At 49.7% G+C, this 24630-nt stretch carries 22 protein-coding genes; 13 read left to right on the plus strand and 9 right to left on the minus strand.

From position 1 onward, the window contains the following. The first annotated feature begins 128 nt into the window (after positions 1-128). Both FEK66_RS02060 and FEK66_RS02065 read left to right on the plus strand, forming a co-directional pair. A complete protein-coding gene (locus tag FEK66_RS02060; protein WP_138211396.1) occupies positions 129-1628 on the plus strand; it encodes an SEL1-like repeat protein in 1500 nt (499 codons plus the stop codon). A 10-nt stretch (positions 1629-1638) separates the two neighbouring features. Continuing rightward, a complete protein-coding gene (locus FEK66_RS02065) occupies positions 1639-2577 on the plus strand; it encodes a tetratricopeptide repeat protein (protein WP_138211397.1) in 939 nt (312 codons plus the stop codon). A gap of 25 nt (positions 2578-2602) precedes the next feature. On the opposite strand, the gene cyoE is transcribed toward FEK66_RS02065, so the two are convergent. From cyoE to FEK66_RS02100, 7 genes are all read right to left on the minus strand, one after another. Further along, positions 2603-3493 carry a heme o synthase gene (gene cyoE, locus FEK66_RS02070; RefSeq protein WP_130206252.1) on the minus strand — a complete coding sequence of 297 codons (891 nt, stop codon included), beginning with the start codon at positions 3491-3493 and terminating at the stop codon, positions 2603-2605. A gap of 11 nt (positions 3494-3504) precedes the next feature. Next, positions 3505-3834, minus strand: coding sequence for a cytochrome o ubiquinol oxidase subunit IV (locus tag FEK66_RS02075; RefSeq protein ID WP_130206254.1), 330 nt, complete (start codon positions 3832-3834; stop codon positions 3505-3507). Further along, complete coding sequence (locus FEK66_RS02080) at positions 3834-4448, minus strand: cytochrome o ubiquinol oxidase subunit III (protein ID WP_032328763.1); 615 nt, start codon at positions 4446-4448, stop codon at positions 3834-3836. Before FEK66_RS02080 ends, FEK66_RS02075 begins: the two co-directional genes overlap by 1 nt. After that, positions 4438-6429, minus strand: a complete 1992-nt coding sequence (gene cyoB, locus FEK66_RS02085; RefSeq protein WP_130215449.1) for a cytochrome o ubiquinol oxidase subunit I — start codon at positions 6427-6429, stop codon at positions 4438-4440. The genes FEK66_RS02080 and cyoB overlap by 11 nt, the downstream gene beginning before the upstream one ends. Before the next feature lie 21 nt (positions 6430-6450). Continuing rightward, positions 6451-7398, minus strand: coding sequence for a cytochrome o ubiquinol oxidase subunit II (cyoA, locus tag FEK66_RS02090; RefSeq protein WP_001239440.1), 948 nt, complete (start codon positions 7396-7398; stop codon positions 6451-6453). Positions 7399-7858: 460 nt separating this feature from the next. After that, positions 7859-9334, minus strand: coding sequence for a muropeptide MFS transporter AmpG (ampG, locus tag FEK66_RS02095; protein ID WP_130260304.1), 1476 nt, complete (start codon positions 9332-9334; stop codon positions 7859-7861). Positions 9335-9377: 43 nt separating this feature from the next. Further along, the gene (locus tag FEK66_RS02100; RefSeq protein WP_130206262.1) at positions 9378-9956 is read right to left on the minus strand and encodes a lipoprotein; all 579 of its coding nucleotides are present in this window, start codon (positions 9954-9956) and stop codon (positions 9378-9380) included. Positions 9957-10261: 305 nt separating this feature from the next. Between FEK66_RS02100 and bolA the strand changes: the two genes are divergently transcribed. From bolA to fadM, 9 genes are all read left to right on the plus strand, one after another. Beyond that, entirely contained in the window at positions 10262-10579 is a 318-nt protein-coding gene (bolA, locus tag FEK66_RS02105) for a transcriptional regulator BolA (RefSeq protein ID WP_000973459.1), read from the plus strand. 343 nt (positions 10580-10922) lie between these two features. Then, the gene (gene tig / locus FEK66_RS02110) at positions 10923-12221 is read left to right on the plus strand and encodes a trigger factor (protein WP_001198386.1); all 1299 of its coding nucleotides are present in this window, start codon (positions 10923-10925) and stop codon (positions 12219-12221) included. 245 nt (positions 12222-12466) lie between these two features. After that, positions 12467-13090: an ATP-dependent Clp endopeptidase proteolytic subunit ClpP gene (gene clpP, locus FEK66_RS02115; protein WP_000122253.1), complete on the plus strand. Its 624-nt coding sequence runs from the start codon at positions 12467-12469 to the stop codon at positions 13088-13090. 125 nt (positions 13091-13215) lie between these two features. After that, positions 13216-14490, plus strand: coding sequence for an ATP-dependent protease ATP-binding subunit ClpX (gene clpX / locus FEK66_RS02120; protein WP_000130305.1), 1275 nt, complete (start codon positions 13216-13218; stop codon positions 14488-14490). 187 nt (positions 14491-14677) lie between these two features. Continuing rightward, the gene (gene lon / locus FEK66_RS02125; protein WP_064527151.1) at positions 14678-17032 is read left to right on the plus strand and encodes an endopeptidase La; all 2355 of its coding nucleotides are present in this window, start codon (positions 14678-14680) and stop codon (positions 17030-17032) included. Between the two features lie 190 nt (positions 17033-17222). Then, positions 17223-17513: a nucleoid-associated protein HU-beta gene (hupB, locus tag FEK66_RS02130; RefSeq protein ID WP_254892905.1), complete on the plus strand. Its 291-nt coding sequence runs from the start codon at positions 17223-17225 to the stop codon at positions 17511-17513. A gap of 191 nt (positions 17514-17704) precedes the next feature. Beyond that, positions 17705-19576 carry a peptidylprolyl isomerase gene (gene ppiD, locus FEK66_RS02135; RefSeq protein ID WP_130206268.1) on the plus strand — a complete coding sequence of 624 codons (1872 nt, stop codon included), beginning with the start codon at positions 17705-17707 and terminating at the stop codon, positions 19574-19576. Between the two features lie 150 nt (positions 19577-19726). After that, complete coding sequence (locus tag FEK66_RS02140; RefSeq protein WP_130206270.1) at positions 19727-20098, plus strand: helix-hairpin-helix domain-containing protein; 372 nt, start codon at positions 19727-19729, stop codon at positions 20096-20098. A 93-nt stretch (positions 20099-20191) separates the two neighbouring features. Then, on the plus strand, positions 20192-20590 hold the full coding sequence (gene fadM, locus FEK66_RS02145; protein ID WP_001194534.1) for a long-chain acyl-CoA thioesterase FadM: 399 nt from the start codon (positions 20192-20194) through the stop codon (positions 20588-20590). Positions 20591-20641: 51 nt separating this feature from the next. Here fadM and queC read toward each other — a convergent pair whose 3' ends face one another. Together queC and FEK66_RS02155 are read right to left on the minus strand one after the other, a co-directional pair. Continuing rightward, positions 20642-21337 carry a 7-cyano-7-deazaguanine synthase QueC gene (gene queC, locus FEK66_RS02150; protein ID WP_135494293.1) on the minus strand — a complete coding sequence of 232 codons (696 nt, stop codon included), beginning with the start codon at positions 21335-21337 and terminating at the stop codon, positions 20642-20644. Positions 21338-21400: 63 nt separating this feature from the next. Further along, complete coding sequence (locus FEK66_RS02155) at positions 21401-23101, minus strand: SgrR family transcriptional regulator (protein WP_135494291.1); 1701 nt, start codon at positions 23099-23101, stop codon at positions 21401-21403. A gap of 99 nt (positions 23102-23200) precedes the next feature. On the opposite strand from FEK66_RS02155, the gene cof reads away from it, so the two are divergent. Together cof and decR are read left to right on the plus strand one after the other, a co-directional pair. Then, positions 23201-24019, plus strand: a complete 819-nt coding sequence (cof, locus tag FEK66_RS02160) for an HMP-PP phosphatase (protein WP_135494289.1) — start codon at positions 23201-23203, stop codon at positions 24017-24019. Positions 24020-24171: 152 nt separating this feature from the next. After that, positions 24172-24630, plus strand: coding sequence for a DNA-binding transcriptional regulator DecR (gene decR, locus FEK66_RS02165; RefSeq protein ID WP_000884589.1), 459 nt, complete (start codon positions 24172-24174; stop codon positions 24628-24630).

The following is a 24630-nucleotide window of genomic DNA, read 5'->3' on the forward strand; positions in this document are numbered from 1 at the left end:
AATAGAGGTGTAGGAGGCACTGATTATGCTGTTTCAGCTTAAATGCTTGCTTATTACCTGGGCCGTTATGGCAGTGTATTTATTCATGAAGTGGATGTTTGGTGGTTAGGTATAATAAGGGGTTATATATGTGGTCTGGTAAAGTTATTTTATTATCATTTGGTTTGTCTCTGGCTTCTTTTTGTCATGCTTCAACGGATATTAATCAACTGTATGAACGTATTGTCAATAAAGATCGGATGGCGTTAAAAGAACTGCAAAAATTAGCTGACTCCAATAACACGCAGGCGCTAGTGCTACTGGGATTTATTTATGAACACGGAGTGACAGTATCTGTTGACATCCCAAAGGCGATTCAGTGGTATGAGAAAGCCTGTAACCAGGGGGGAGAATACGGTTGCTATAATGCACGTTATTTCTTTCAATATGGTAAAGGCGTAACCCTGGACGTGACACGAGCACAGATGTATGCCAGTAAGTCGAAAACTGACGATCTTAATATTCCTCCTGATTTGATGAATAAAATAATCAATCAGGCCTATGAATTGAAATCCGGGGCCGAGACAGACAAAACGAAACGGGCGAGTTTAATTGAATTTGTCAGTCGTTATGTCGGTCAGGCACCCGAGAATGATTTGCTTTTTTGGGGGCGAATTGGTTTCAGTAAACCAGAAATTTTGCGTCTGGCGACTCTATGGGCGCAGGAAGACGACCCAAAAATGGATTATATTGTCGGAAATCTTTATCTCGATGATTTTTCACCTTCTGATGATAGACGTTCTTTAGACACCAAAAAGAAAGCACTGCAATGGTTTCGCACTGCGGCAGAAAAAGGTTATCCGATGGCGCAGTATACCATGGGCGATGCCTACGAAACTGGCAGTGCTGGTTTAAAGATTGATGCTGTCGAAGCCAAAAAATGGTACGAATTAGCTGCAAATAAGAATGACGAAAAAGCATTAGTAGCCCTGGGGAATATATACTATTCTGGGTTGACCGGCGAAGTTGATTATTCTAAAGCGAGCGTGCTTTTTAACAAGGCTGAACAGCAAGGGGCAAAAAAAGCCGCATTGTGGTTAAGTTGGATGTATTACAACGGATTAGGTGAAAGGCTTGATTGTGATAAGGCCTGGGATTATTACGAAAAAGGTGCGGGGAAATATTCATTGAAATTCAGTAAGGATGAATATTTAAACCGTTGTAATCAAGATCAGAAAATCCGAGAAACACAGGGTGATATTTTACCTTATCTCACGTTAAAACATTACGGGACCTATGGTTTTAACGCAAATGAAAAACCAAAAATATGCGATGTCAGTATTAAAATTAATGCTGATAAAATCAGTGGTATAACTAATTTGCAGTTGACGCTTGAGCTAAAGGGAAGTGAAGGTATCAGTGAAGAATATACCATTGTCGTACCGCCTTTTAGTCTAAATACACTTGGCGTGGATATGTATAATAACTCCACTCATATAAGACAGACCTATATAGATATCCCAGTTTATAATCGTAATTTATGCGATTTTCATGATTTAACTTATTCTGTTAAATCTGCGACGACGATACTGAATGGGAAACAACGCGACTTGTTAAAAGAAGAGCATATTCAGGTGCAAGATAAATAAGGGATATTTTATGTTGCCTAAAAGAATATTATTTTCTTTAATGCTGATAGTTCCACCAGGCGTGGTGGCAAGCGAGAAAGCGCATGAATTGTATGACAGCATATACAGTAAAAAGCCAGCCCCCGATGTTATAAGTACACTACATAAAATGGCTGAGTCGGGGGATGTCGACGCGCAAAGCCTGTTAGGCTGGGAATATCATCAGCCCCGCTACGATACGAAACCCAACGTTCAGGAAGCCATTAAATGGTTCGAGTTAGCCGCTAAACAAGGTGACAGAGAAGCTCCGTTAGCGCTGGGGGATATCTACTACGACGGTGAGCAGGTGCGGGTGGATTATGCCAAAGCGTATGCGTTATTTAATCAGGCCGCGCAACACGGTATAAATTTAGCATGGTCCAGATTGGGTATGATGTACACCAATGGTCAGTATGTTGAGGTAGATTGTAAGAAAGCGAAGGAATATCTTGATAAGGGTGTCCACATTTATGGTGGTCCGCAGAACTTTCTTGCCGCCTGTCGAAAAGACATGATTGACAGAAAAACGGTTGATGATATGTTGCCAGCCATCACAATTACCCATTCTGGAATGCGGGATAATTTTTTAGATGAGAGCTTTTCCTGTATGGACAGCCTCTTTGCCGAAACCAATAAATTAGGCGAAGTGGCCAATCTTCGTGTTACGTACAACATTAAGAGTCCGTCTGGTAAAGAAATTATCCAAACGGTTGGTTTCAAGCCTTTCGGCTTAAACCGGCTGAATATTAACTTTACTGATTACATAATCGGTTCGTTTAGCAGCAATTCATTGCTCCTTCTTTATAGATCCGATTTTGAGTCGAAAATGTGTTCACAGGTGAAGACTCGCATTATTGCCGCAACGGCAACGATAAAGGGTAAAGAAGTGGATCTGCTAAAAGTGGGGGCAATAAAAAACCCGCCAGAGTAAGCGGGTTTTTTGATGACGATAAGATTTACCAAACAGACGCCAGCAGCGTATGCGAGTCCGGCACCATAAAATCAACGGACATCATTACCGAGAGGGCGGTGATGGCGATGATAGAGAAGCCGAACAGCTTACGCGCCCAGATTCTGTCATCAGCGACTTTATAACCGCGTAGGGCCATGCCTAACCACCAGACGCTAACCGCTGCGGCGACCACCAGATATTTATACCCAGCGTAACCGCCAAGAGAGAGCATCAGCGTGGCAACGGCAAAGGCGATGATATACAGCGTAATGTGGTTCTTCGCTACCGAAATGCCTTTTACCACCGGCAGTACCGGAATGTTCGCCGCCTGATAATCCTTAAAGCGGAAAATGGCGATGGCATAGGAGTGAGGCATCTGCCACAGGCTGAAGATAGCCAGCAGGATCGCTGCGCCGCTATCGAACTCGCCGGTTACCGCACAGTAGCCGATCACCGGTGGCGCAGCGCCGGAGAGCGAACCAATCAATGTGCCGTAGACCGAGTGGCGTTTCATGTACAGGCTATAAACGCCGACATAAACCACGAAGCCCATCACCCCCAGCCAGCAGGCCAGCGGATTCGCGCCAAACCACAGCAGCATAAAGCCAGCAATACCCAGCAAGGTGGCGTACACCAGCGAGACAGCAGGAGAGATCAGGCCTTTAACCAGCACCCGATTCTTCGTCCTTTCCATCTTTCTGTCGATATCCCTGTCGATGTAGTTGTTAAACACACAACCCGACGCCACAACCAGTGACACCCCAACCAGCGTGTAGATAAACAGGGGATAATCAATGCTGCCCTTTGAGGCCAACAGGAATCCCCCAATCACCGAGATCAGGTTGCCAAAGATGATGCCTGGTTTCGTTACTTGCAGGTATTGCTTAAACATCATAACCGCCGCTCTTAGTGCATCATCATGTTGTAGTTGAGGTTCCACATAATCCAGATGGAGCCTACAACCAGGATAGCGATGATTAGCACGGTGAAGACAAACGCCGTCATGTTCCAGCCTTCATCTGATTTGGTATTCATGTGCAGGAAGCACACCAGATGCACCAGAACCTGTACCACTGCCATTGCCAGGATTGTTCCCAGAATTACGGCCGGAGAGGCAGCTCCTGTCATTACCATCCAGAACGGAATCACCGTCAGGATTACCGACAGGATAAAGCCTGTCATGTAGGTTTTTACGCTGCCATGGGATGCGCCGCTATGTTCGTTAGAATGACTCATTACATCGCCCCCATCAGATAAACAACAGTGAACACACAGATCCAAACCACATCCAGGAAGTGCCAGAACAAGCTCAGGCACATGATGCGGGTACGGTTAGTGCTGGTCAGGCCGCGACGGGCGATTTGCACCATCAGCACCGCCATCCAGATAAGGCCGGAAGTGACGTGCAGACCGTGGGTACCAACCAGCGCAAAGAACGCTGACAGGAAGCCGCTGCGATCCGGGCCCATGCCGTTAACAATCAGGTGATGGAATTCATAGAGTTCCATCCCGATAAATCCGGCACCAAACAACCAGGTCAACGCCAGCCAGGAGATAACCTGGCTTTTGTTGTTTTTGTACATGGCGATAGCCGCCATGCCGTAGGTGATGGAGCTGAACAACAGCAAGAAAGTTTCAACCAGAACGAACGGCAGTTCGAAAATGTCCTTACCTGTCGGGCCGCCTGCGGTGCCGTTCACCAGAACGGCATAGGTAGCAAACAAAATAGAGAACAGAATGCAGTCGCTCATCAGGTAGATCCAAAATCCGAAGATTTTGGTTCCGCCTGCATCGTGGTGCCCGTGTTCGTGCGCGTGGGCAGTCGCGTGCGTCAAAGTATCAGTTGCCATTTTTCAGCCCTGCCTTAGTAATCTCATCGAAATGCTGGTTTTCCAGTTTTTCGATTTCTGCCACCGGCACGTAGTAATCCACGTCCTCGTCGAAGCTTTTCACGATCCAGGTGATGATCATGCCTGCGAAGCCAACAATCGCCAGCCACCAGATATGCCAGATCATGGCGAAACCGAAGATGGTGGAGAAAGCCGCAATGACGATACCGGCGCCGCTGTTTTTCGGCATATGAATTTCTTCATAGTGGTCAGGCTTTTTGTACGCTTCGCCTTTCTCTTTCATTTCCCAGAATGCATCACGCTCGTGAACGTGCGGCACAATGGCAAAGTTATAGAACGGAGGCGGGGAAGAGGTTGCCCACTCCAGCGTACGGCCACCCCACGGGTCGCCAGTCAGGTCACGGTTCTGGTCGCGGTCGCGAATGGAAACGTACATCTGAATAACGAGGCAGAGGATACCCAGCGCAATCAGTACCGCACCGCTGGCTGCAATCATCAGCATGGTGTGGAACTGCGGGTCAATCTGCTGGCTCAAGCGACGAGTCATGCCCATGAAGCCCAGCGCATACAGCGGCATAAAGGCAACGAAGAAGCCGATGATCCAGAACCAGAACGCGCGTTTACCCCAGGTTTCGTTCAGTTTGAAACCGAACGCTTTAGGCCACCAGTAGGTCATCCCTGCGAAGCAGCCGAAGACCACGCCGCCGATGATAACGTTATGGAAGTGCGCAATCAGGAACAGGCTGTTATGCAGAACGAAGTCCGCGCCCGGTACTGCCAGCAGCACGCCAGTCATACCGCCCACCGAGAAGGTGACGATAAAACCGATGGTCCACAGCATCGCAGAATGGAACACGATGCGGCCCTGATACATGGTGAACAGCCAGTTGAAGATCTTCACCCCGGTCGGGATGGCGATAATCATGGTGGTGATACCAAAGAAGGCGTTTACGTTCGCGCCCGCACCCATCGTAAAGAAGTGGTGCAGCCAGACGATGAACGACAGCACGGTGATACAGACGGTTGCCCATACCAGCGAGGTATAACCAAACAGGCGTTTACGCGAGAAGGTTGCCGCAATTTCGGAGAACACACCGAAAACAGGCAGGATCAGGATGTAAACTTCCGGATGGCCCCAGGCCCAAATCAGGTTGATGTACATCATCATGTTGCCACCCATATCGTTGGTAAAGAAATGGGTGCCCAGATAGCGATCCAGGGTCAACAACGCGACGGTAACCGTCAGAATTGGGAAGGAAGCAATAATCAGAATGTTTGCGCACAGTGATGCCCAGGTAAATACCGGCATCTTGAACATGGTCATGCCCGGTGCACGCATCTTCAGAATGGTAACGAAGAAGTTGATACCGGTTAGCGTCGTACCTATACCGGATAGCTGGAGACTCCATATCCAGTAATCGACACCGACTCCCGGACTGTACTCTATTCCCGATAGTGGTGGATAGGCCAGCCAGCCGGTCTGCGCAAATTCGCCCACGCCGAGAGAAACGTTAACCAGAATCACACCAACAACGGTAAACCAGAAGCTTAAGTTGTTGAGGAACGGGAACGCAACGTCACGCGCGCCGATCTGCAGCGGAACCACCAGGTTCATCAGACCGATAACGAAAGGCATCGCCACGAAGAAGATCATAATCACGCCGTGCGCGGTGAAGATCTGATCGTAGTGGTGAGGTGGCAGGAAGCCCGCTTCACCCGCCGAGGCAAGGGCCTGTTGGCTACGCATCATAATGGCGTCAGCAAAACCACGCAGCAACATCACAATCGCCACGATGATATACATGATACCGAGGCGTTTATGGTCGACGGAGGTCAGCCACTCTTTCCACAGGTAGGTCCACTTACCGAAGTAAGTGATCAGGCCAACGAGCGCCAGACCTCCCAAAATAATGCCAGCGATCGTAACCATGACGATAGGTTCATGGTACGGGACTGCATCAAGTGATAATTTTCCGAACATCTTTATTCTTCCTCAACCCCTTTAATGGGCGGATTCCGCGTGGCTCATGTCCATGCCTTCCATACCTTCGTGTGCGCTGTGCTCACCTTCTGGCTGGGTCATGTCCATGCTCTTACCGTGAGCCATAAACTTATTAATCACATCGGCAAACAAGTCTGGTTTCACGTTGGAGAAATATTCCACCTGGTTGTATTCGCTAGGCGCGGCCAGTTTTTCGAACGCTGCCATGTCAGACATGCTGTTCGGTGACTGTTTCGCTTTTGCGACCCACTGGTCGAATTCGGCGCGATCCGGCGTTGCGATAGCTTTGAACTTCATGCCTGAGAAGCCCGGACCGCTGTAGCTGGCGGAGATACCGTCATAAGTACCGGGTTCGTTGGCGATCAGATGCAGGCGAGTCTGCATACCGGCCATGGCATAAATCTGGCTACCCAGACGCGGAATGAAGAAGGAGTTCATCACGGAGTTGGAGGTCACTTTGAAGTACACCGGAGTGTTCGCCGGGAAAGCGATTTCATTCACGGTAGCAATTCCCTGTTCCGGGTAGATGAAGAACCATTTCCAGTCCATGGAAACCACTTCGATGGTAATGGGCTTCTCGTCATGTGCCAGCGGCTTGCTAGGCTCAAGAGCGTGAGTAGTTTTCCAGGTCAGTACCGCAAGGAAGATGATGATTAAGATAGGTACCGTCCAGACCACAGCTTCCACTTTATTGGAGTGTGACCAGTTCGGGCTGTACTTAGCATCTTTATTGCTCGCACGGTACTTCCAGGCGAAACCAACAGCCATCAAGATTGCGGGAATAACGACAATCAACATCAGGCCAAATGCCGTCAGTATCAGTGAACGTTGCTCCAGACCAATCTGTCCTTTGGGATCTAACAGCGCAGAATTACAACCACTGAGCAATACAGTGCCTGCAAATAATGACAACCATCCCAAACTTTTATTGTATTTCCTGAGTCTCATTTAACGACCTCAATTCCACGGGATCTGGTGGCGTTTAAAGTGTGTGGGCATTTTACGGGAAGGTTACATTACTGTAAACATGATTAAATTCCTGTTACTTGGATTTGGCTGCCAGGTCACATATGTTGCAAAACATATCAAGTTGGTTTTAAGAAGCTGTTGCAAAAGGGCGTTATAACGAAAGGGGCGCGCGGAAGGGGGGTTGCAGGGCAATTGGTATAACCAATCTCAAAATAAAACAATTATTTAACAAATAATTATCATTGAAGTGACAACTCAGGTGAGGGGAAATAAAGTGTCATTAGCTGAATCGTGTAAGAAAAATAGAATCTATAAATGCCGTCAATAATTTTAGAAATCTAAGCCGCACAAAAGAACAAATATTATTAAGCGATGCTGATGTTTATTTAGCCGTAATAATTACGCCGGGTGATTACTACAGCTAAATAATATTTACAGATTACGTCAGATGTGTTTTTCGTAGTGCCAGATAATCCAGCAAACCACCAAGCACGACTCCGCCCAGGGCGACTAAAACGCCGACTTCCAGCAGAGCAGGCAGGAAAGAGAAGTGGGTCAAATCCAGCGCGTCCATCGTCAATAGCAGTAACCACACTGCTAACAGACTGACGCCCGTTGCCAGCGTCGACATGGCAAAGGCATAACCTGCCGGATACCCGGTACGAGGGATAAAGTCGTTATTGACCCATGTGTACTCCAGCGTGCGACGGCAAACCAGTAGCAAAATAAGTCCAGGTACGGCGGCGGCAACAGAGAACAGATAGAACGTCGGCCAGCCGTGAGCTTCAACAAACCAACCTGCTACTGGCCCTACATAAACCCGTCCTACAGCAGAAAGCGCCGAGAGCAGGGCGAACTGGGTAGCGGAAAATGACTTATTACACAGGGTCATTAATAGCGCCACAAATGCTGATGTTCCCATCCCGCCACACAGATTTTCGAAAAAGACAGCCGCGCCCATGCTGTAGAGATGCTTATCAGTCACGGAAAGTAGCCAGTAACCGGCGTTGGACGCTCCTTGTAAAAGTCCGAAAATCATGAGCGCACGGAACAATGACAGGCGCTGCATCAAAATTCCGCCGAACAATGCGCCGATGATGGTCGCCAGTAGACCGAGCGTTTTGTTAACTACACCCACTTCGCCGGCATCAAATCCGACGCCGCGAATCAAAAACGTGGTTGTCAGGCTCATGGCGAAAGCATCGCCCAGTTTGTACAGTACGATTAAAAGCAGAATCAGCCATGCGTTATTGCGGCCAAAGAAATCACGCAATGGTGCTACAACGGCCCGTTCCAGCGTTTTGGGTACAGGAATGGTGTCGGTTGGTTCTGGTGCAAGCAGTGTCGCGATAATACAGGGGATCAACAGCGCTGCCATCAACCAGTACATGCCTTGCCAGCCCAGCCATTTATCTGCCAGCCATAAAGCCAGGCCGCCGGATACCAGCATCCCCAGGCGATACCCCAGCACGCTGATTGCCGCACCTGCGCCGCGTTCTTCCGCTGGCAGCACATCCGTTTTCCAGGCATCAAAGACGATATCCTGGGAGGCGGAGCAAAAAGCGATCACCACCGCCAGAGCTGCCATCCAGCGTAATTGGGTGCCAGGTTCGAGAAAACCCATCGCCGCAATGGACAGTAACAATAGAGTTTGTGTCGCGAGCAGCCAACCGCGCCGACGTCCGAGGAACGGTGGGGTGTAGCGGTCCATCAGCGGGGACCAGAGAAATTTAAATACATAAGCCTGGCCTACCAGAGAGAAGAAACCGATGGTTTTAAGATCGATATTCTCAACGGTCATCCACGCCTGTAACGTGCCGGATGTCAGGGCTAGCGGTAGCCCAGAAGCAAAACCCAGGATCAGCAAAATGGCTGAACGCGGCTGTTGGAAAATACGTAAATATTGACTGGACATGGGCGTCTACAGGCCCGGCTTGCACCGGGCCAGAGGGCAGAAATTAACGCGCGTTCTGCTTGATGAATTCGTGAATGCTGGTGTCCTGAGACATGTCAGCAATGGTGTCGGTCAGCACACTGTTAACCGCATCGGCGATATTTTTGTTGGAAGCCTGAAAAGCGCCTTCAACGTTGTAGCTGGCACGATAGTTTTTGGTCATCTTGTTGCCATTCTGCGCGGTGGCGATGATGGCGATATCTGCTTTAGTGGCGATATTGTAACGCACGTTACCCTGGGACACGTCAGCATACAGTTGGCTAACGATGATTTGCAGATTAACCGGACCATTTGGGCCGACCATGTAACCACGCGCGGTCATTTGTTTTTCCAGCACTTCTTGCAGCAGGAAACGCAAATCGCGAGAGGCGGTCAGGGTGACAATCTGATTATCGCGGGTCACTTTCGCCAGCGCCTGATCGGTACGTTGATCGGCACCATTAATGCTAACGGTGACGCCCATCAGGCTTGGATCCTGCTGCGGTAGCGTCATCGTTGGGGAAACGTCAATCGTCGTTGGTGGTGTTGCGCATCCTGCAAGCATAAACAGAGCAACTAATGGGAAGAGGATTTTTTTGAACATGTTCTGGCTCTCAGAGACTGGTAAGCGTGTTTGGTAAAAAATTCTCGCCATCATAACATTGCCAACGACGAGGGGAAGTGGGTAAGGCATGTAAATTCATCGTGTTGACGAAATAATCACCGTGAGTAAAAGAATCACTCGTGCGCAGCCTGCGAATTAATCTTTAAATCAGTAAACTTCATACGGTTGACTGAAAAACTGGGACGAAAGCTAAATATTTGTTGCTAAGCTGTAATGGTAACGGTAAAAGCGGCTAGTATTTAAAGGGATGGGTGACATCTCAGCGTTGTCGGAGGAGATATTTCATGATGATACGTGAGCGGATAGAAGAAAAATTAAGGACGGCGTTCCAACCCGTATTCCTCGAAGTTGTGGATGAAAGCTATCGTCACAATGTCCCAGCCGGCTCTGAAAGCCATTTTAAAGTTGTGCTGGTCAGCGATCGTTTTACGGGTGAACGTTTTCTGAATCGTCATCGAATGATTTACAGTACTTTAGCGGAGGAACTCTCTACTACCGTTCATGCGCTGGCTCTGCATACTTACACTATTAAGGAATGGGAAGGGTTGCAGGATACCATTTTTGCCTCTCCTCCCTGTCGTGGAGCAGGAAGCATCGCGTAAAAACGCATTTGCAACCGTCAGCGCTTTTCCAGTATGTTGCTAAAGATTTTATGAAAAACGGCCTGCGGGCCGTTTTGTTTTGTCTGGATTTTGTGCTTTTTGCCCAGCATTCAGACGAAAATTCCCCGGGAATTGTGAAAAAATACGCGGTAGCGCGCAATAACCGTTCTCGACTCATAAAAGTGATGCCGCTATAATGCCGCGTCCTATTTGAATGCTTTCGGGATGATTCTGGTAACAGGGAATGTGATTGATTATAAGAACATCCCGGTACCGCGAAGCCAACAACCTGTGCTTGCGGGGTAAGAGTTGACCGAGCACTGTGATTTTTTGAGGTAACAAGATGCAAGTTTCAGTTGAAACCACTCAAGGCCTTGGCCGCCGTGTAACGATTACTATCGCTGCTGACAGCATCGAAACCGCTGTTAAAAGCGAGCTGGTCAACGTTGCGAAAAAAGTACGTATTGACGGCTTCCGTAAAGGCAAAGTGCCAATGAATATCGTTGCTCAGCGTTATGGCGCGTCTGTACGCCAGGACGTTCTGGGCGACCTGATGAGCCGTAACTTCATTGACGCCATCATTAAAGAAAAAATCAATCCGGCTGGCGCACCGACCTATGTTCCGGGCGAATACAAGCTGGGTGAAGACTTCACCTACTCTGTAGAGTTTGAAGTGTATCCGGAAGTTGAACTGCAGGGCCTGGAAGCGATCGAAGTTGAAAAACCGATCGTGGAAGTGACCGACGCTGACGTTGACGGCATGCTGGATACTCTGCGTAAACAGCAGGCTACCTGGAAAGAAAAAGACGGCGCTGTTGAAGCAGAAGACCGCGTAACCATCGACTTCACCGGTTCAGTTGACGGCGAAGAGTTCGAAGGCGGTAAAGCGTCTGATTTCGTACTGGCGATGGGCCAGGGTCGCATGATCCCGGGCTTTGAAGACGGTATCAAAGGCCACAAAGCTGGCGAAGAGTTCACCATCGACGTGACCTTCCCGGAAGAATACCACGCAGAAAACCTGAAGGGTAAAGCAGCGAAATTCGCTATCAACCTGAAGAAAGTTGAAGAGCGTGAACTGCCGGAACTGACTGCAGAATTCATCAAACGTTTCGGCGTTGAAGATGGTTCTGTAGAAGGTCTGCGCGCTGAAGTGCGTAAAAACATGGAGCGCGAGCTGAAGAGCGCCATCCGTAACCGCGTTAAGTCTCAGGCGATCGAAGGTCTGGTAAAAGCTAACGACATCGACGTACCGGCTGCGCTGATCGACAGCGAAATCGACGTTCTGCGTCGTCAGGCTGCACAGCGTTTCGGTGGCAATGAGAAACAAGCGCTGGAACTGCCGCGTGAACTGTTCGAAGAACAGGCTAAACGCCGCGTAGTTGTTGGCCTGCTGCTGGGCGAAGTTATCCGCACCAACGAGCTGAAAGCTGACGAAGAGCGTGTGAAAGGTCTGATCGAAGAGATGGCTTCTGCGTACGAAGATCCGAAAGAAGTTATCGAGTTCTACAGCAAAAACAAAGAACTGATGGACAACATGCGCAATGTTGCTCTGGAAGAACAGGCTGTAGAAGCTGTACTGGCGAAAGCGAAAGTGACTGAAAAAGAAACCACTTTCAATGAGCTGATGAACCAGCAGGCGTAATTTCCGCAGCATAACGCGCTAAATTCGCACAAAGGCCCGTCACCGCCAGGTGGTGGGCTTTTTTTTGTCATGAATTTTGCATGGAACCGTGCGAAAACGCTCTTTCGGTGTTAGCGTAACAACAAAAGATTGTTATGCTTGAAATATGGTGATGCCGTACCCATAACACAGGGACTAGCTGATAATCCGTCCATAAGGTTACAATCGGTACAGCAGGTTTTTTCAATTTTATCCAGGAGACGGAAATGTCATACAGCGGCGAACGAGATAACTTTGCACCCCATATGGCGCTGGTGCCGATGGTCATTGAACAGACCTCACGCGGTGAGCGCTCTTTTGATATCTATTCTCGTCTACTTAAGGAACGCGTCATTTTTCTGACTGGCCAGGTTGAAGACCACATGGCTAACCTGATTGTGGCGCAGATGCTGTTCCTGGAAGCGGAAAACCCAGAAAAAGATATCTATCTGTACATTAACTCCCCAGGCGGAGTGATCACTGCCGGGATGTCTATCTATGACACCATGCAGTTTATCAAGCCTGATGTCAGCACCATCTGTATGGGCCAGGCGGCCTCGATGGGCGCATTCCTGCTGACCGCAGGGGCAAAAGGTAAACGTTTCTGCCTTCCGAACTCGCGCGTGATGATTCACCAGCCGCTGGGCGGCTATCAGGGCCAGGCGACCGATATCGAAATTCATGCCCGTGAAATTTTGAAAGTTAAAGGGCGCATGAATGAACTTATGGCGCTCCATACGGGTCAATCATTGGAACAGATTGAACGAGATACCGAGCGCGATCGCTTCCTTTCCGCCCCTGAAGCGGTGGAATACGGTCTGGTCGATTCGATTCTGACCCATCGTAATTGATGCCAGAGGCGCAACTGTGCCGCTATACTTATCCAGGGCGGCACAACGCTATAAGCGACTTGCGCCTGAGAATGGCATTTGCGTCGTCGTGTGCGGCACAAAGAACAAAGAAGAGGTTTTGACCCATGACAGATAAACGCAAAGATGGCTCAGGCAAACTGTTGTACTGCTCTTTTTGCGGCAAAAGCCAGCATGAAGTGCGCAAGCTGATTGCCGGACCATCCGTGTATATCTGCGACGAATGTGTTGATTTATGTAACGACATCATTCGCGAAGAGATTAAAGAAGTTGCACCGCATCGTGAACGCAGTGCGCTACCGACGCCGCATGAAATTCGCAACCATCTGGACGATTACGTAATCGGTCAGGAACAGGCGAAAAAAGTGCTGGCGGTCGCGGTATACAACCACTACAAACGTCTGCGTAATGGCGATACCAGCAATGGCGTCGAGTTGGGTAAAAGTAACATTCTGCTGATCGGTCCGACCGGTTCCGGTAAAACGCTGCTGGCTGAAACGCTGGCACGCCTGCTGGATGTTCCGTTCACTATGGCCGATGCGACTACACTGACCGAAGCCGGTTATGTGGGCGAAGACGTTGAAAACATCATTCAGAAGCTGTTGCAGAAGTGCGACTACGACGTACAGAAAGCGCAGCGCGGTATTGTCTACATCGATGAAATTGACAAGATTTCACGTAAGTCTGACAACCCGTCTATTACCCGTGACGTTTCCGGTGAAGGCGTACAGCAGGCACTGTTGAAACTGATCGAAGGTACAGTTGCTGCCGTTCCACCGCAGGGCGGGCGTAAGCATCCGCAGCAGGAGTTCTTGCAGGTAGATACCTCTAAGATACTGTTTATCTGTGGTGGTGCGTTTGCTGGTCTGGATAAAGTGATTTCCCATCGTGTAGAAACCGGCTCCGGCATTGGTTTTGGCGCGACGGTAAAAGCGAAGTCCGACAAAGCAAGTGAAGGCGAACTGCTGGCGCAGGTAGAACCGGAAGATCTGATCAAATTTGGTCTGATCCCTGAGTTCATCGGTCGTCTGCCAGTTGTAGCAACGCTGAATGAACTGAGCGAAGAAGCCCTGATTCAGATCCTTAAAGAGCCGAAAAACGCCCTGACCAAGCAGTATCAGGCGCTGTTTAATCTGGAAGGCGTGGATCTGGAATTCCGTGACGAGGCGCTGGATGCTATCGCTAAGAAAGCGATGGCGCGTAAAACCGGTGCCCGTGGCCTGCGTTCCATCGTAGAAGCCGCACTGCTCGATACCATGTACGATCTGCCGTCCATGGAAGATGTCGAAAAAGTGGTTATCGACGAATCGGTAATTGATGGCCAGAGCAAACCGCTGCTGATTTATGGTAAGCCGGAAGCGCAACAGGCATCTGGTGAATAATTAACCATTCGCATACAGTCAGTTAACCAAAAAGGGGGGATTTTATCTCCCCTTTCATTTTTCCTCTATTCTCGACGTTGAATGTGGGGGAAACATCCCCATATACTGACGTACATGTTAATAGATGGCGTGAAGCACAGTCGTGTCATCTGATTACCTGGCGGAAATTAAACTAAGAGAGAGCTCTATGAATCCTGAGCGTTCTGAACGCATTGAAATCCCCGTATTGCCGCTGCGCGATGTGGTGGTTTATCCGCACATGGTCATCCCCTTATTTGTCGGGCGGGAAAAATCTATCCGTTGTCTGGAAGCGGCGATGGACCATGATAAAAAAATTATGCTGGTCGCGCAGAAAGAAGCTTCAACGGATGAGCCGGGTGTAAACGATCTTTTCACCGTCGGGACCGTGGCCTCTATATTGCAGATGCTGAAGCTGCCTGACGGCACCGTCAAAGTGCTGGTCGAGGGGTTACAGCGCGCGCGTATTTCTGCGCTCTCTGACAATGGCGAACACTTTTCTGCGAAGGCGGAGTATCTGGAATCGCCGACCATTGAGGAGCGGGAACAGGAAGTGCTGGTGCGTACTGCAATCAGCCAGTTCGAAGGCTACATCAAGCTGAATAAGAAAATCCCACCAGAAGTGCTGACGTCGCTTAACAGCATCGACGATCCTGCGCGTCTGGCAGATACCATTGCCGCGCATATGCCGCTGAAACTGGCTGATAAACAGTCTGTTCTTGAGATGTCCGACGTTAACGAGCGTCTGGAATATCTGATGGCGATGATGGAGTCGGAAATCGATCTGCTGCAGGTTGAGAAACGTATTCGTAACCGCGTGAAAAAGCAGATGGAGAAATCCCAGCGTGAGTACTATCTGAACGAGCAGATGAAAGCCATTCAGAAAGAACTCGGCGAAATGGACGACGCACCGGACGAAAACGAAGCCCTGAAGCGCAAAATCGACGCGGCGAAAATGCCGAAAGAGGCAAAAGAAAAAGCGGAAGCAGAACTGCAGAAGCTGAAAATGATGTCTCCGATGTCGGCAGAAGCAACCGTGGTGCGTGGTTATATCGACTGGATGGTACAGGTGCCGTGGAATGCGCGTAGCAAGGTCAAAAAAGACCTGCGTCAGGCGCAAGAAATCCTCGATACCGATCATTATGGTCTGGAGCGCGTGAAAGATCGTATCCTTGAGTACCTCGCGGTTCAAAGCCGTGTAAACAAAATCAAGGGGCCGATCCTCTGCCTGGTAGGGCCGCCGGGGGTAGGTAAAACGTCCCTGGGTCAGTCCATCGCCAAAGCCACAGGACGTAAATATGTTCGTATGGCACTGGGTGGCGTGCGTGATGAAGCGGAAATCCGCGGTCACCGCCGTACTTACATCGGTTCTATGCCGGGTAAATTGATCCAGAAAATGGCGAAAGTGGGCGTGAAAAACCCGCTGTTCCTGCTCGATGAGATCGACAAAATGTCTTCTGACATGCGTGGCGATCCGGCCTCCGCACTGCTTGAAGTGTTGGATCCAGAGCAGAACGTGGCGTTCAGCGACCATTACCTGGAAGTGGATTACGACCTGAGTGACGTGATGTTTGTCGCGACGTCGAACTCCATGAACATTCCGGCACCGCTGCTGGATCGTATGGAAGTGATTCGCCTCTCCGGTTATACCGAAGATGAAAAACTGAACATCGCCAAACGTCACCTGCTGCCGAAGCAGATTGAACGTAATGCGCTGAAAAAAGGTGAGCTGACCGTCGACGATAGCGCCATTATCGGCATTATTCGTTACTACACCCGTGAGGCAGGCGTGCGTGGTCTGGAGCGTGAAATCTCCAAACTGTGCCGTAAAGCGGTTAAGCAGTTACTTCTCGATAAGTCATTAAAACATATCGAAATTAACGGCGATAACCTGCATGACTACCTCGGCGTACAACGTTTCGACTATGGTCGCGCGGATAACGAAAACCGCGTCGGTCAGGTAACGGGTCTGGCGTGGACAGAAGTCGGCGGCGACTTGCTGACCATCGAAACTGCGTGTGTACCAGGCAAAGGTAAACTCACTTATACCGGTTCGCTGGGCGAAGTGATGCAAGAGTCCATTCAGGCGGCGTTAACGGTGGTTCGTGCGCGTGCGGAAAAACTGGGGATCAATCCAGATTTTTACGAAAAACGCGACATCCACGTGCACGTACCGGAAGGTGCGACGCCGAAAGATGGTCCGAGCGCTGGTATTGCCATGTGCACTGCGCTGGTTTCTTGCCTGACCGGTAACCCGGTTCGCGCCGATGTGGCGATGACGGGCGAGATAACCTTGCGTGGCCAAGTGTTACCAATCGGCGGTTTGAAAGAAAAACTGCTGGCGGCGCATCGTGGTGGAATTAAAACTGTGTTAATTCCGTACGAAAATAAACGCGATCTGGAAGAGATTCCAGACAACGTGATAGCCGATCTGGACATTCATCCGGTGAAACGTATTGAGGAAGTTCTGACTCTCGCGTTGCAAAATGAACCGTCTGGCATGCAGGTTGTAACCGCAAAATAGTGACCTCGCGCAAAATGCACTAATAAAAAAAGGGCTGGCAGGTAAATTCGGACTTGCCAGCCTTTTTTTGTCTCGTTAAGTTAGAGGGCGGATTAGGCTTGCCCTTATTAAGGGGTGTTGTAAGGGGATGGCTGGCCTGATATAACTGCTGCGCGTTCGCACCTTGAAGGATTCAAGTGCGAGATAAATTATAAAGAGGAAGAGAAGAGTGAATAAATCTCAATTGATTGACAAGATTGCTGCAGGGGCTGATATCTCTAAAGCTGCGGCTGGCCGTGCGTTAGATGCTATTATTGCTTCCGTAACTGAATCCCTGAAAGAAGGGGATGATGTAGCACTGGTAGGTTTTGGTACTTTTGCCGTTAAAGAGCGTGCTGCCCGTACTGGTCGCAACCCGCAGACCGGTAAAGAGATCACCATCGCTGCAGCTAAAGTACCGAGCTTCCGTGCAGGTAAAGCACTGAAAGACGCGGTAAACTAAGTGTTGTCCCCATTGGGGATGTGACGAAGTTCAAGGGCGCATCTACTGATGTGCCTTTTTTATTTGTATTCCGTGACTTTCTGCGCATTGTGGGCTGACAATTGCCCCCGTTTCTTGTCACAATAGGCCTTTGCGCGCAGCGATAAGTTGCGTGAGGTATACAGTCATCTACAGCGGAGTGTTGTTACACCATGATGGACAGCTTACGCACGGCTGCAAACAGTCTCGTGCTCAAGATTATTTTCGGTATCATTATCGTGTCGTTCATATTGACCGGCGTGAGTGGTTACCTGATTGGCGGAGGCAATAACTACGCCGCAAAAGTGAATGACCAGGAAATCAGCCGTGGGCAGTTCGAGAACGCCTTCAACAGCGAGCGTAATCGCATGCAGCAACAGCTGGGCGATCAATACTCCGAGCTGGCGGCGAACGAAGGCTATATGAAAACCCTGCGTCAACAGGTGCTGAATCGTCTTATCGACGAGGCTCTACTGGATCAGTACGCTCGCGAACTGAAACTGGGTATCAGCGATGAGCAGGTCAAGCAGGCTATTTTCGCGACCCCGGCTTTCCAGGTTGACGGCAAGTTCGATAACAGCCGCTACAACGATATCCTCAACCGAATGGGAATGAGTGCCGATCAGTACGCGCAGGCGCTGCGTAACCAGCTCACCACCCAACAGCTGATTAATGGCGTTGCTGGCACCGATTTTATGCTGAAAGGTGAAACTGACGAACTGGCTGCACTGGTCGCTCAACAACGTGTAGTGCGTGAAGCGACTATCGACGTTAATGCGCTGGCGGCTAAGCAAGCCGTGACCGAACCAGAAATCGCCAGCTACTACGAGCAAAACAAAAACAATTTCATGACTCCGGAACAGTTCCGCGTGAGCTACATCAAGCTGGATGCCGCTACAATGCAGCAACCGGTTAGCGATGCGGATATCCAGAGCTACTACGATCAGCATCAGGATCAATTCACCCAGCCGCAGCGCACGCGCTACAGCATCATCCAGACCAAAACTGAAGATGAAGCGAAAGCTGTACTTGATGCGCTGAACAAAGGCGGTGATTTTGCCGCGTTAGCAAAAGAAAAATCTGCTGATATTATCTCTGCCCGTAACGGCGGTGATATGGGTTGGTTAGAAGACTCCACCACCCCAGACGAACTGAAAAATGCCGGTCTGAAAGAAAAAGGCCAGCTTTCTGGTGTGATCAAATCCTCGGTAGGTTTCCTGATCGTCCGTCTGGATGACATTCAGCCAGCAAAAGTGAAGTCGTTAGACGAAGTGCGTGACGAAATCGCAGCGAAAGTGAAACACGAAAAAGCGCTGGATGCATACTACGCGTTGCAACAGAAAATAAGCGATGCAGCAAGCAACGACACTGAATCTCTGGCAGGTGCAGAGCAGGCAGCGGGCGTTAAAGCTACTCAGACTGGTTGGTTCAGCAAAGATAAGCTGCCGGAAGAGTTAAACTTCAAACCGGTGGCGGACGCTATCTTTAACGGCGGTCTGATTGGTGAAAATGGCGCACCGGGCATCAACTCTGACATCATCACCGTAGACGGCGATCGTGCATTCGTTCTGCGTATCAGTGAGCATAAACCGGAAGCGGTTAAACCGCTGGCAGATGTTCAGGAACAGGTTAAAGCGATGGTTCAGCACAACAAAGCTGAACAGCAAGCGAAAGTGGATGCTGAAAAACTGCTGGTTGATCTGAAAGCGGGCAAAGGTGCGGAAGCTATGCAGGCTGCCGGTGTGAAATTTGGTGAGCCGAAAACCTTAAGCCGTTCTGGCCGTGACCCGATTAGCCAGGCGGCATTTGCTCTGCCTCTGCCAGCGAAAGACAAACCGAGCTACGGTATGGCGACCGATATGCAGGGCAATGTCGTTCTGCTGGCGCTGGACGAAGTGAAACAAGGTTCAATGCCGGAAGAGCAGAAAAAAGCGATGGTGCAGGGTATTACCCAAAACAACGCACAAATCGTCTTTGAAGCTCTGATGAGTAACCTGCGCAAAGAGGCGAAAATCAAAATTGGCGATGCGCTGGAACAGCAATAATCCTGAAGCCGCCTCGCAAAAAAATGCTTTGCAGCTGTAACAAGAAAAGGTCGCTTTCGCGGCCTTTTCCATTTCTGAACATTGCCATTTGTTTACTGTTTTCACTGCCGTTAAGGTGATTCCACTGTTAACAAACAAGGAGAAAACAGTATGAAACACGGAATCAAAGCACTGCTCATTACCCTGTCCCTGGCCTGTGCTGGAATGTCTCACTGTGCGCTGGCGGCAGCTCCTGCAGCGAAACCGGCGGCGGTCGAAACCAAAGCGGAAGCACCTGCAGCACAAAGCAAAGCGGCAGTACCGGCGAAAGCCAGTGATGAAGAAGGCACCAGAGTCAGCATTAATAATGCCAGCGCGGAAGAGCTAGCCCGCGCGATGAATGGCGTTGGCCTGAAGAAAGCGCAGGCGATTGTCAGTTATCGCGAAGAGTATGGCCCGTTTAAAACGGTGGAGGATCTAAAGCAGGTGCCGGGGATGGGCAATTCGCTGGTGGAACGTAATCTGGCGGTATTAACCCTGTAATTAATTTGCATAGTGGCAATTTTTTGCCAGACTGAAGAGGTCATACCAGTTATGGCCTCTGTACTTATAACAACAACGTAAGGTTATTGCGCTATGCAAACACAAATCAAAGTTCGTGGATATCATCTCGACGTCTACCAGCACGTAAACAACGCCCGCTACCTTGAGTTTCTCGAAGAAGCCCGCTGGGATGGACTGGAAAACAGCGACAGTTTTCAATGGATGACCGCCCATAACATCGCTTTCGTGGTGGTGAATATCAATATCAACTATCGCCGCCCGGCGGTATTAAGCGACCTGTTAACCATTACGAGCCAGTTACAGCAATTAAACGGTAAAAGCGGCATCTTAAGCCAGGTTATTACTCTGGAGCCGGAAGGGCAGGTGGTGGCGGATGCGCTTATCACGTTTGTTTGTATTGATCTTAAAACGCAGAAGGCTTTAGCTCTGGAAGGGGAGCTGCGCGAAAAGCTGGAGCAGATGGTTAAGTAAACGTTTTGTTGTGCCGGATGCTCAAGCCGCATCCGGCAACACCCGGAATAATTACTTCAACCCTGTTTTCTGCTTCATCGCCGCCATCACAGCCGGTTTATCGGCCAGATAATGATTCAACCCATTACTGCGCAGATTACACGCCGCACATTGACCGCAACCGTCGCCTTTAATGCCGTTATAGCAGGTCAGTGTTTCGTTACGCACTAAATCCAGCTTGCCGTAATAATCCGCCAGCGCCCAGGTTTCCGCTTTATCAATCCACATCAGCGGCGTTTCAAAACGAATCTCTTTCGCCATGCCCAAACTGACGGCATGGTTTAGTGCTTTCACAAACTCATCGCGGCAATCCGGGTAGCCGGAGAAATCTGTTTCGCAGACGCCGGTGATCACCGCTTCGGCTTTCACCTGATATGCGTAAATCGCCGCGAGCGTCAGGAACAAAATATTACGCCCTGGAACAAACGTATTCGGGATGCCATCGGCTTCAGGTTCATAATCTGGCACTGGAATGCTGTCACGCGTCAGACTGCTGACTGCCAGCTCGTTAAGCAGGGTGACATCCAGCACCTTATGCGCGCGTGCGCCCAGTTTCAGCGCCAGATCGCGCGCAACGTCGATCTCTGCGCGATGGCGCTGACCGTAATCAAACGTCACGCAATGGACTTCATCATATTGTTGCAATGCCTGCACCAGACAGGTTGTAGAGTCCTGGCCCCCACTGAATACAACGACAGCACGTTTCATAAATCATCCTGCTAAATCGATAAAACGTTATGGTAACGCCTGCGGTTAACCCGGGCCAGCTCTTCATTGCGACGGTGCGGGTAGCCAGGCCTCGGTAAATTCAAACCAGCCGCGCGGTGTCAGTCGCACACCGTTCACGCCTGGCGGCGCACTAATGCGATAGTGATAGTTGAACAGTGGTGTCAGCGTTGCGTCAGCCATTAACTGGCTAAACACCATTTTCAGGGCATTAAATCGCTTTTCTTCATCAGGCATTATTTGCACGGCATCCAGTGTCGATTGCAGATGTGCGTATGTACTGGCAGTAAAAACATGTGGCCACAGCGGATCGCAGCGCAGCCACTGTTCAAGGGTATATTCCGGCGCTTCGCCAATTAATCTGTCGCCCATCATGAGGTCTGCTTGCTCCAGTGGCGTGGCTCCATCCCAGTTTTTCGCGTTATGAAAAATAATCTTTAGCTCGCAACCTTCTGCTGCCAGCTTCGTTCGTAGCTGTTCTGCCATGGCATGAAGTTCCACCGGCAGGTGATAAACCAGCGTCAAAGTTTCCGGTAGTTTGACCTCATCCGGTACTTGCCATTGCGGAATAGTCCAGCCTGGCAGCAATGCATGACTGGCGGTGATCAGGTTTTCTCCGACTTCTAACGTTTGTAGTAAACCGGATTGATGAATAATGGTGATCACTTTTCGTGCCTGCCAGAGAGTCAGTCGGGGGCTTTTGCGCAACGTTAAATAGCAAAAACCTAAACTGATGCCGCTACTGACCTGACTGACCCGTGGCAATTCCTCTGGTTTGCCGATGGTGATTTGGACGGGATGCCGACAACTCGTACCCAAATCTTTTTCAAAAAGCGGCGGGGTTATCCAGTACTCAACCGCTTTTAGTAGCGGATGACGTAAATGGTAATAATCATGGCTTTCGAGTCGCACCAGTTCCGGTGTGAATTGTGTTAAGCGGAAAGGTCCGGTTCCTACCAGTGGTAATTGCGGATGCGCCAGATGGCAGCAATAGCTCGCCAGTCGGTGTGCCAGCCAGTAATCGGGGCGATTTAAAAAGAAGGTCAGACACTGCGGGTGGGTGACTTCAATACGCTGTACGCTAATAAATAACTGCCTCAGGGCAGGCAACTGTAGCAGCATCAGCAAGCGTTGATGTAGCTGTGTTGCTTTTACTGCATCACCGTTATGCCAGTGTAGGGTTGAGCGAAGATAAAAATCCCAGCGTAACCCGTCAGCAGACGTTTCCCAGTGATGCGCTAAATCGCCAATTGGGCGTTGGAAGTTATTGTCGAAACGGCTCAGGCCGGAAAAAATTTGCCCGGCGAGATGCTGTTCGGCACGTCCGGCTAAAAAACCCGGTTGCAGTGGTTCGAGCGGGCGATAATAAGGAATACGCAATGTCGGGGTATCGTTTTGCCATTGCCCGCCCATAAACGGTTGTAACATGGTACGCAGTTCGCCAGGCGCCAGCTGCGCGAGTTCCAGCACATCCTGTTGTTTTCCACTTTCCAGCGCCTGTTCCATCATCGTATTGCGCAAGGATTCCGGCGTCACCAGAAAGCGCAGTTGCCCGCGTTTTCCGCGCCCGGATTGTGCCTGCCACTCCAGCCATCCCGCATCCTGCGCCTGACGTAACAATGTGCGTACATGGCGTTCGCTGCAAAAGCAACGTTCCGCCAGTTCGCTGACGGTAACGGATTGTGGTGCTCCGGCGGAAGGTTGCCACAAACGTTGATACTGGTTAAGACGATTAAGCAGTCGCATATAAACCCGGAACAATATTTTTTATCTATTCACTATTACTTCCGTATATATCAAGTGATACTCAATCACCATTAACCGTGTCACAGAGTGGAGAAAGAAATGGCTCGTCTGGCAGCATTTGATATGGACGGCACTTTATTGATGCCTGACCATCATTTAGGTGAGAAAACGCTCTCTACTCTGGCGCGCCTGCGTGAACGCGATATTACCCTTACATTTGCTACGGGTCGTCATGCGTTGGAGATGCAACATATTCTCGGGGCGCTATCGCTGGATGCGTATTTAATTACCGGCAACGGCACGCGTGTGCACTCTCTGGAAGGCGAACTTTTACATCGTGATGATTTACCTGCGGATGTGGCGGAGCTGGTGTTGTATCAGCAATGGGATACCCGAGCCAGCATGCATATCTTCAATGACGATGGTTGGTTTACCGGGAAAGAGATCCCTGCGCTGTTGCAGGCATTTGTCTATAGCGGTTTTCGTTATCAGATAATCGATGTCAAAAAAATGCCACTCGATCGAGTCACCAAGATCTGTTTCTGTGGCGATCACGACGATCTTGCACGCTTGCAGATCCAACTACACGAAGCTTTAGGTGAGCATGCACATTTGTGTTTTTCCGCGACTGATTGCCTGGAAGTGCTGCCGATGGGCTGCAATAAAGGCGCTGCGTTGACGGTGCTGACCCAACATTTAGGTTTTTCGCTGCGTGACTGTATGGCCTTTGGTGACGCGATGAATGATCGCGAAATGTTAGGCAGCGTCGGTAAGGGCTTCATTATGGGTAATGCGATGCCGCAATTGCGTGCGGAACTCCCTCATTTACCGGTGATTGGACACTGCCGTAATCAGGCTGTCTCTCACTTTTTGACGCACTGGCTGGATAATCCACATCTACCTTATTCCCCCGAATAACGAGATCCCTTCCAGCACCGGGCAACTGCCCGGTTTTTTTTGCCCCGAATTTGTCATTTTGTGCATTCTCTGTGAAATCGCACGGAATAAATTGTCGCTATTTGGCCTTTAAAATAGAATCAAAAGAGAAAATAATTCTCTGTGGATTGGCTATGTTAGATAAAATTGACCGTAAGCTGCTGGCCTTATTACAGCAGGATTGCACCCTTTCTTTGCAGGCACTGGCAGAAGCCGTTAATCTGACAACCACGCCTTGCTGGAAGCGTCTGAAACGGTTGGAAGATGACGGTATTCTTATCGGCAAAGTCGCGTTGCTGGATCCGGAAAAAATTGGCCTGGGTCTGACTGCTTTTGTGCTGATTAAAACGCAACATCACAGCAGTGAATGGTATTGTCGCTTTGTTACGGTCGTCACGGAAATGCCGGAAGTTCTCGGTTTCTGGCGCATGGCCGGTGAATACGATTATCTGATGCGGGTTCAGGTTGCTGATATGAAGCGCTACGATGAGTTTTATAAGCGTCTGGTTAACAGTGTGCCGGGGCTTTCGGACGTCACTTCCAGCTTCGCGATGGAACAGATTAAGTACACTACCTCGTTACCTATCGAATAA

This window comes from Escherichia sp. E1130, from assembly GCF_005781065.1.
Lineage (GTDB): Bacteria > Pseudomonadota > Gammaproteobacteria > Enterobacterales > Enterobacteriaceae > Escherichia.